We start from the raw sequence: 9535 nt of genomic DNA, 5'->3' as shown, positions 1-9535 counted from the left end.
TAAGAGATTCTAGTTTTTGCCTTTGTTCGGTATTCAAAAGCACTTTATCACTACGACCTCTTCCCACCAGCTTACCCCCATTTTTGTCCTTTACTATTGCAACATTTTAGCCAATACACGCTACTACTAGCGTGTATTGGCTAAAGTTGTGCATTATAAAATGGGCTTTGAACTTTTAAATTCAATGTTTTTAGCGCTAATTTATTGCAACATTTTAGCCTTGACACGCTACTACTGGCGTGGCAAGACTAAAATAGTGCATTAGGAAAATTACTAAAAACCTTGGTTTATCTGAGTTGCTACCATTTTTTATTACACTATTTTAGCTTTGTCGCGCCACTACTTAACCTTAGTTCGGGATAAGGAAAGGGACAGGTAGTAAGCTGAAAATAACGTCAAATCCAGCACCTTCCTATGTTTAGTTTAGATGCTTTATTTTGCCACGTAGATAATTTATATAAAGCTTTTAAAAGTCAATGGCACAAAAAGCTGTTGGTAAATGGAGGAATAAAACGGGTTCGGGAAAGAAGTCTATGTTTGAGCGAGATCATCACGATACTGATTGCGTTTCATCAACATCTGAGGCAATTAAAACTAACTTTTTTAGTGCTATCCGCGCCTTTACGCAACTAGAATTAATGCGAGTTCAGGAGTTAATTGAAAACTGGTATGAAGAAAGCGAGGAATTTGTCTCTTCAGGTGGCTCGTGACTTCATTGTGGAACAGCTAGCACAGAAATGTTGTTTAAACTCACATCGCAGTATTTCTGTCAATGCGTAAGTTCTGTTACTTTATAAATGGTCTCTTATTGAATGGTTCACCTACTGCTGTTACTATATTTCACCCAACTGAGAACCGCTATAATGCAACATCAAGGAGTCACTTTGTGGTTTACAGGCTTAAGTGGCTCAGGCAAAACTACCATTGCCAAAGCCGTCGAGCGCGAACTCAGAATCCGCCATTGCAAAGTCGAAATGCTTGATGGCGACATTGTGCGAACCAACCTATCAAAAGGTTTAGGCTTTAGCAAAAAAGACCGAGATATCAACGTTCGGCGAATCGGCTTTGTGGCTAACTTGCTCAGTCGCAATGGCGTAGTGGCAATTACAGCTGCTATCAGTCCCTACCGCACCATTCGTGATGAGATTCGCCAGATGACAGAAAACTTCATGGAAGTGTATGTGAATGCACCTTTAGATATCTGTGAAGCTCGCGATGTTAAGGGCCTGTATGCATTAGCGCGAGCGGGTGAAATTAAAAATTTCACTGGCATTGATGATCCTTATGAAGAACCTCTCAATCCTGAAGTGGTTTGCTACACAGATCAGGAGAGCATTGAAGAAAGCGTTGCCAAGGTTATTGCTGAGCTATGGTGTGTCATCAGTTGAGCCAAATCACAGTAGCAGCATCGGTGATAAGCACTTGACTTAAGTCCTTTCACGGATGTCCCGTAGGGCATAACGGCGGCTTGTCATGGCGCAAGAATCCTTCTGGTTGGGTCAATTTTTACTTTATCTTTCTTTACATTAACTGATGATACGCCCTAATTTTGCCAATATCCTTATCTGGCAAAGGTTTCAGAATTTACTTTCATGGAAGTAACAGAAGAGGGTTAAGCTGGTGGAATCGATAAAACCGATATACATACACTGTCCCTTTCATTATCTCGAACTCAGGTTAAGTAGATGTTAATTCTATGAACTTGCTTCAATTTATTCTACAAGAATTCCAAGGTCGGCTAGCAGTCGCTATTCTTGCTGGTTCCCTCAGCGGTGGGTTTAATGCTTTATTACTAGCGTTAATCAACTATGTCATCAGCAGTAAAACAGATTTTAACCCGCTTATAATCTGGAAATTTATCGGATTAATCTTAATCACTTCGCTAACAGGTATTATCTCGCAATTCTTGCTTATTAATATTTCCCAAGATGCTGTTTATCGCCTACGTCTCCGCTTAAGTCGCCAGATTCTCTCTTCTCCGTTGCAACATTTAGAGAAACTAGGTCCTCAACGATTGTTGGCAACTCTGGCAGATGATACCCTATCTATTTCAACATCTGTTTTCAATATTCCTTTTCTTTGCATAAATGTTGCGATAATAATTAGCTGTTTAGTCTATCTCTGTTGGTTGAACTGGATTGTTTTTGTTGCAGTAGCCTTTTTCTTAGCGTTGATAATCGTAACTGTTCATTTTTTTATTGATCGAGCTAGTCGATATATGAAACTTGCTCGTGAAGAACAAGATCAGCTTTTCAAGCACTTTCGTGCTATAACTGATGGGACTAAAGAACTTAAGTTACATATCTGTCGTCGACAAGCATTTCTAACACAGGAGATAGAGACTACAACTGCCTCATTGCGCGATTATCGTGTAACTGCTTTGCAAATTCTAGCGTTTGCGACTACTACTGGAGAAATTCTCTTTTTTGTTATTTTAGGTCTACTGGTGTTGGGGCTTCCCAGAATTGCGACAGTCAGCAATGATATACTTTCTGGATATGTTCTAACCATTACTTACCTCGTTAGGCCTTTAGAAGGAATTTTACAGATCCTACCTACCCTCACGCAAGGAAGCGTTGCGCTTCACAAGGTAAATACACTAGGGTTATCTCTAGCTAGCTGTGCTGAGCCTGAAGTTACCCACCAATATACAGAAGTGCCTCTGTTCAAAGATTGTCTTGAATTATCACAAATTTTCCATACTTATAACCACGAACAAGAAGAACGCCATTTTACTCTTGGCCCTATTGATTTAAGCATTTACTCAGGAGAGATGACATTTATTATAGGTGGCAATGGAAGTGGCAAGTCTACACTGGCTAAACTGATTACAGGTTTGTATATTCCAGATAAAGGTAATATTTTTATTGATGGACAGAAGGTAACGTCACATAATAGAGAAGGTTACCGTCAGCTTTTTACAGCTGTTTTCTCAGATTTTTATCTATTTGAACGTTTACTTGGAATCAATTTAGACAACTTAGAGCAACAAATTCAAGATTACTTGACACGGCTTCAACTTAATCCAAAAGTTCAGATTCAAAATGGGCTATTCTCTACGCTGGCTCTCTCTCAGGGACAACGCAAACGATTAGCGCTTCTCACAGCATATTTAGAAGACCGCCCAATATATCTATTCGATGAATGGGCTGCTGATCAAGACCCATTCTTCCGAGATATTTTTTATCATCAGCTTCTACCACAATTGAAGAATCAAGGCAAAACAATCATAGTCATCAGTCATGATGATAATTATTTTCATATTGCAGACAAGGTGGTTAAACTTGATTATGGAAAAATTGTCGAAATTTCAAAGAATATAAATACCTGATTTATCACTGGTTCTTGGCGTAGATACTGACAAGCTTTTGCAAAGAAAATGGGGTCTTGTCCGCTTTTGGTGATGTTGGTTGGGGATGCTCTCAGTTGAGAGATCGCAAAAGATGAATTTTTTTAGTCAATAGCGATAGAAGGAACACCTCAGTAGTTGAGAATGGTGTCAACAAATCAATAACAGCTAGAATGGAGATGAAAAGCCTAAACTTCCTTTTTACTTTAGCTTTTAGGTAATAAAACGAAAATATGTTCTTCAAAAGCTTGTTTTTGTTCTGGGGTCATTGGTAAGTAAATACACTCATCTTATTTATCCTGACTGATTTTCGCTCTCTTTGCAAAAAACTAGGATGCTCCCGTAGCTGATGAATTAGCTTTACCATTTGACCGCATTTCTTTGGAGATGATTTTTCGTGGTTTGTATCATTTTAGTGTTGCCTATGACAAAGGTAAAGCGGATGACCCGATGCCCCAGAGAATCAAGACTTAGGAGTAGTCAAAGCGCTGCGAAAGCCAGTCTCCAAGCTCGATTTATCGCCTTTTCATGCACCCTCTTGACAAATATGCAATTACCTTAACCTCTCACTGATGCTCTTTTCTTGATTCGTGCAAGAGGTCTATTGTTTGTGATAAAGTATAGTACAGTGAATGCAGGAAAAGCTTGATTTTGCGTTAATGCAGCTTGCTCACTGTAGTTGCCCCAATCACCGAAAATAGGACAGTTGCTCTAAGCGACCAAAATTTCTCCACTGCTATACAAAGGCGAGGCATGAGTAAAACTCACCAGATTACTATCCATGATTCGACCCTGCGAGATGGACAGCACGCCGTTGGCCATCAACTTACCTTAGAGCAGATGCGTCTCTACGCTGAGGCTGCCAATGCAGCTCGTATACCCGTAGTAGAGGTTGGGCATGGTAATGGGTTGGGTGCATCGTCGCTACAGGTCGGACTAGCGGTTGCCAGCGATCTAGACATGATGAGAACTGTACGGCAGGCACTTCACCAGAGCCGTATGGCAGTATTTATGTTGCCTGGATGGGGGACAACCCGCGACTTGGATCAAGCCATTGCGGAGGGAGCGGATGTGATCCGAATCGGCGCACATTGCACGGAGTATAATGTTACTGAGCGATATCTAGAACACGCTCGAAAAGCTGGCGTAGAGGCACAAGGAATCCTTCTGATGAGTCACATGGCTTCACCTAAACAACTGGCAAATGCCTGTGTACATATGCAGAATTATGGAGCACAAGCCGTCGGCATTTTTGACTCTTCTGGGCACTATCTTCCCGATGATGTAACAACACGCATTGCCGCGATCCGAGAAGCGGTTGACGTTTCCGTAATATATCACAGCCACAACAACCTCAGCATGGCTGTTGCAAATTCTATTGCTGCGTCTAAAGCGGGTACAGATATTCTTGATGCCTGCGCCCGTGGTTTTGGTGCAGGTGCAGGCAATACTCAAATAGAGGTGTTAGTTCCTGTCCTTCATCGGCTTGGCTTTGAAACAGGAATTGAGCTTTATGGATTGCTTGATGCTGCTGATATTGCAGAGCGCGAGCTAATGCCTACCCCACCGACTGTTACTTCGACAAGTATAGTCAGCGGGTTGGCAGGTGTATTCTCCGGATTTAAGCCAAAGGTCACGGCAGTTGCGACTGAGATGGGTATCGACCCACGTGATATATTTTTCGAGCTAGGGCGACGTCAAGTGGTCGCTGGTCAAGAAGATTTGATTATTGACGTAGCACTAGCATTATCTAACCGCCAAAAAAATGCAGATGAACAAGCTTGCTAAAATTAATACAGTTCGTCGTCGGGAGGTTGAAGTTTTCCGGAATGAGCAAATTGCTATCCACAAGAAAAAATCGCTGTCCAATTTCGGAGATTACCCGTTAGTAAAGCTGAGAAAGCGGATTGCATATGCTTTGTCACAAAAGTGGGGACAGGGATGCTTGGAGCCTCAGTTTGAGCTGATCGAGCGAGAAAAGTTTGGTGGCGACGTTGCGCTAAAGCTTGAGCAGCTTCTAAAAGATGGTGGTCCTAAACGCTTCATCAAAGAGTATCAACCCTGGATTGTGGAAGTGCTGAAGGGAGAGGAATTCTCAGACTCCATAGCACGAGTTGAAACAAAGGGGATGTACATTAATCTCACGCTTTCCGATCGCTGGTTCTTAAATTCTGCTCAGACCATTTTTGACATGGGCAGCCGTTTTGGACTGAGCGATACCCAGGCAGACCGCACTATTATCGTCGATTATTCATCGCCGAATGTGGCAAAAGTTCTGCATGCAGGACATATTCGGTCAACGATTATTGGACATGTGCTGTCCAATTTGCACGAAGCTTGTGGAGCTTTAGTCTATCGGATCAACCATATCAATGATTTCGGTGGGTTTGGCTTCAACCTAGAAGGTTATCGCAGGTTCAAGGATCAATTTCCATCCACGATGGGAAATAACGATCGCCTCCTGGATATTTATCGGATTCGCCGGACAACAGAGCGGATTGTCGCAGAGGGTCTGTCCCTGAATACTCTCAGCGAGGAAGAGCAAGCACTTTTAGCCCGCTATTTTCCGAACATTCAGGACGAACAAGGTTTAAAGACGGCATTTGAGGAATTTGTAGCTGCCTCCGATCGCCGCTTTGCTGCACTAGAAGCAGGAGTCGTAGAGGAAGTCGATCTCTGGGCAGAGATGGTACAGTGGAGCCTTGAGGATTTTGATCGCTTTTACAATGCTCTCGCCATCCACATCGACTTCGTTCTTGGTGAAAGTTTCTATTTATTTGTGGGCGATGCGCTGATCGATGAATGCCTCGCGTCTGGCCAGGCTGTCGTCTACACCCAGACTTTAGCAGAGCAGAACATCCAGGAATTAGACTCGCTTCTCGCTCTGCAGAAAATGACTCAATCTGAGCATGACAGCCGTGTTGAATTAATCCGAAAGGATATTGGCGCAGTCGTTGTGCCTCTGGACGATGGCGAACGGTATGTCGTGCGCCGCGCCGATGGTCGGAGCATTTATGCCACCCGCGATATTGGAGCGATCGCTCTGCGCTGTGAGCTATTCTCTCCAACCGACATCACCTACGTTGTCGGACAGGAACAGAAGGTTCATTTTTCTCGCCTGTTCAAGGCAGCCTACAAAATTGGTATTGCCCCCCCTGACCTGCAGCTCAAGCACTTGTACTTTGGTTTCTACATTGATGCTCAAACGGGCAAGAAGTTATCAAGCCGTGACACAGTTTCAGGTGTTAATCACTTGCTGACCGAGTCGTTTACATATTTTAGATCTCGTCTGAGCGACCGCGGAAATCAAACCGAAGCGGAATTAAATCACGCTGCCCGCCAGATCGCTGTGGGATCGCTGGTGTTCAACGACCTGAAGCACGACATGAAAGGATCGGTCGATATTGATTTGACTACCCTGGAAAATACGATCGCGGGCTTTGAGAAATCTGGCGGCGCATATATGGTCTACTCTGCTTGTCGTGCAAGGAGCATTCTGCGAAAACATGGCAAGGAGCCAATTCCCGCATACCAGATAGAGCAGTTTGAGATTAATGAACAGGAGGCGATGCTTCTTCTCAAGCTTCAACAGATTCCTGAAAAGATCGCAGCCTCTGCCGAACAAGCCAACCCCTCGCTGTTGATTCGCCATTTGCTTGAGACGGCAATGCTTTATAATTCCTACTACACTCGTGCGCCCGTGATTACAGACGGGGTTGCCAATCCAGCACGACTACTCATTACCGTGGCAGTTCAGCAATCGCTGATCAATAGTCTCAGGCTTTGCCATGTCGATTGCCCACCAACAATATAGAAGGGAAAATGGTAGAGAGACTCAGGGGTAAGCGCTCCATCATTACGGGTGGTGCAAATGGTATTGGGAAGGCGATCGCAGAAGCATTTGCATCTGAAGGAGCAGATGTGTTCTTGACAGCTCAAACAGACGAAGCGGCTGCTCAGAACCTTTGTGAGCATCTTTCATCATTCGGTGTTAGAACGTCTTATACTCTGCTTAATGCCCAAGAACCCGATGCTGTATCCCACCTTTTTGCTGCAAGCCATAAACTCTTTGGCTGTGCAGATATTCTTGTCAACAATGCGGCGACAGCTACTCGAACAGCATTCGTTGATTTCTCACTAGAGGAGTATAATCGTACACTTGAAGTCAATCTACGCTTTCCCTTCTTGACCACTCAATATTTTGCTCGTGCCTGTATTGCAGACAGTCGCCAAGGCAGCATAATCAACATTTCGTCGATCAGTGCAACGAAAGCTATTAGCAAAATGAGCGCGTACCAGTGTAGTAAAGCTGGCTTGCTGATGCTGAGCAAGGGTGCTGCATACGAACTAGCATCTCACGGTATTCGAGTAAATACTATTTCTCCTGGGCTGACTGCAACGAAGGCAAATTCGGATCAGTGGCTGCACAACCCATCAGTTTGGGCTGAACGGGGCAAAGACATCCCTCTTGGTCGTACCGGGCAACCAAAAGACATTGCCGGAGCAGCCATATTTCTGGCATCTGAAGAGTCCAGTTGGATAACTGGTGCCAATATCGTTGTTGATGGAGGAGACAGCGTGATTTGACTCTTGAGGGGAGACACAATACCCTGAAATGTCTACAGGCTAAAGAATGTGGCAATTTATGGTAAAACAAAAAGAGCCTTCATTTGCAATAAGCTCTAATTAGGGGCAGATATAGCGTGGCTGACACCAAGGGCAAGATAGGGCGAAAGTAGTACCGTATAAGCTTTTTAGCTATCGCTTTTTCACGAATCATCCAAGTCTTGTTTGCTTCTCTTTAGAGAAAGCTGGCACAAGGTTGCACGAAATAATAAGGGTTATAGTCGTGTTACTGTCATACTACAAAATCCGATTTGAGGTAAAATTGTACTACTTTGCCCCTAGTGTCAGCTACGCTATATCTACGCCTAGCTGGTCAATATGAGATAAGTTTCTTTTGATATATTGAAGCTGCTTTTTAATCGCTTTTTTCCTATCTTTTTGTGATTTGAACCATATTTTGACCAAACGGACACGATACGCTTCACTCCGCACTAGAACAACATATACTTCAAAGTTATAAATAGAGTCCAAAAACCTCAAAACTTAATTCCAGGAAGCAACGTGGGTTTTATAGTTCATTTGTACGTGTTCTTGATCGAGAGGTTTTAAAACCAAGTATCGGGCGATCGCTTAATCACTGAATTTTCGACTAAACATGTTTTTGAACCATATCGTGGACGTTTTGAATCATATTTTGACCGAAAGTTTAAAATTTTCGACGAAATTAGTGTGTCTTACTCGGCATTTTTTACCAAGTCCAAAAATAAAACTTTTGGTCGCATTATGGAACACAAGTAAAACACGCGGACATAATTTGATTCATAAAGTTAGGTTGTTGATTGATTCAAAAGCTTGAAATTACGTTAACTTTTGGTCACGCTATGGTTCAAAATTTGGTCATGCGGGGGGTAAAATCACACTTTTTGGGATACACGACGCTTTTTAGCGACTTCTAAGTAGTCTTTTCTCGCTATTTCCCGATAAGTCCTTGGTTTTTTCTCTAATGTACCTTTTATCTGTTCATAAAGAAGGTCTATGATTCGTTCTGTCTGTTTTCTTGCTTGATTTAATAGCTCTAAATCTGTTGGATAGCTGATGTCTCCTGGCGCACAAGTCGCATCTAATATTAATTTTCCCCGATTTTTTGGCGTGTTATCTTCTTTTTCTAATTCTTCTGTTTTTTTTTGAGTTGATTCAGTTGCTAAAGTTGAAGATGTTGTCTCCTTGCGGGGCTACAAAAAGGGCTAGGATGCAGATAGAATAAGCCTCATAGCCCTCTCTCCTTGCTGGTAGCACTTACGCTTATTAGGACTTAATCTCAATAATTCAGTGACTAACTCATAAGAATTTTCCATGAAATTGACCCAATTGTGGCCATAAAGACCAATATAAAAACTACTATGTCGTCGAACAATCCGCTTAGATTCTTTAATTCGTCCAACATATTTTTGAACACCCATGCGTTTAATTTTTTGACCAGATATAGTTGCAGCAGCAGCCCCACTGGCGGCGATCGCCACCCGCTATGAATGGAAGAAACTATTTTGACGCGACTAATCAGCAGGTATATTAATAATTATCCTGACAGTTAAAACCGAACCCACAATAGTGTGTTGAGCC

5 protein-coding genes and 5 pseudogenes are annotated in these 9535 nt (G+C 42.8%); 8 read left to right on the top strand and 2 right to left on the bottom strand.

What is annotated here, in order from left to right; genetic code table 11:
- Window positions 1-414: 414 nt before the first annotated feature.
- The 8 genes and pseudogenes from LC653_RS48155 to LC653_RS42805 form a co-directional block, all read left to right on the top strand.
- Window positions 415-594: pseudogene (locus LC653_RS48155) on the top strand (IS982 family transposase); the annotation flags it as partial.
- Window positions 576-780: pseudogene (locus LC653_RS42835) on the top strand (IS701 family transposase); the annotation flags it as partial. The pseudogenes LC653_RS48155 and LC653_RS42835, both read left to right, overlap by 19 nt.
- Before the next feature lie 32 nt (window positions 781-812).
- Window positions 813-1388 (top strand): adenylyl-sulfate kinase, encoded by a 576-nt coding sequence (gene cysC, locus LC653_RS42830; RefSeq protein ID WP_267923426.1) that lies wholly within the window; start codon window positions 813-815, stop codon window positions 1386-1388.
- 308 nt (window positions 1389-1696) lie between these two features.
- On the top strand, window positions 1697-3331 hold the full coding sequence (locus tag LC653_RS42825; RefSeq protein WP_229501346.1) for a cyclic peptide export ABC transporter: 1635 nt from the start codon (window positions 1697-1699) through the stop codon (window positions 3329-3331).
- Between the two features lie 360 nt (window positions 3332-3691).
- Window positions 3692-3876: pseudogene (locus LC653_RS42820) on the top strand (IS4 family transposase); the annotation flags it as partial.
- Between the two features lie 226 nt (window positions 3877-4102).
- Window positions 4103-5137 carry a 4-hydroxy-2-oxovalerate aldolase gene (gene dmpG, locus LC653_RS42815; protein WP_229501345.1) on the top strand — a complete coding sequence of 345 codons (1035 nt, stop codon included), beginning with the start codon at window positions 4103-4105 and terminating at the stop codon, window positions 5135-5137.
- A complete protein-coding gene (argS, locus tag LC653_RS42810; protein ID WP_229501344.1) occupies window positions 5121-7163 on the top strand; it encodes an arginine--tRNA ligase domain-containing protein in 2043 nt (680 codons plus the stop codon). Before dmpG ends, argS begins: the two co-directional genes overlap by 17 nt.
- A gap of 8 nt (window positions 7164-7171) precedes the next feature.
- Window positions 7172-7936, top strand: a complete 765-nt coding sequence (locus LC653_RS42805) for an SDR family NAD(P)-dependent oxidoreductase (RefSeq protein ID WP_229501343.1) — start codon at window positions 7172-7174, stop codon at window positions 7934-7936.
- Between the two features lie 899 nt (window positions 7937-8835).
- On the opposite strand, the pseudogene LC653_RS42800 reads toward LC653_RS42805, so the two are convergent.
- Together LC653_RS42800 and LC653_RS42795 are read right to left on the bottom strand one after the other, a co-directional pair.
- A pseudogene (locus LC653_RS42800) lies at window positions 8836-9060 on the bottom strand (IS5/IS1182 family transposase); the annotation flags it as partial.
- A 99-nt stretch (window positions 9061-9159) separates the two neighbouring features.
- Window positions 9160-9408, bottom strand: a pseudogene (locus LC653_RS42795) (IS4 family transposase); the annotation flags it as partial.
- Between the last annotated feature and the right edge of the window lie 127 nt (window positions 9409-9535).

The sequence above is a fragment of the Nostoc mirabile CHAB5784 genome, assembly GCF_020829645.1.
Classification (GTDB): Bacteria; Cyanobacteriota; Cyanobacteriia; order Cyanobacteriales; family Nostocaceae; genus Nostoc; species Nostoc mirabile.
Note: the sequence above shows the minus strand (reverse complement) of the source record. Positions and strands in the feature narration are given on the sequence as shown.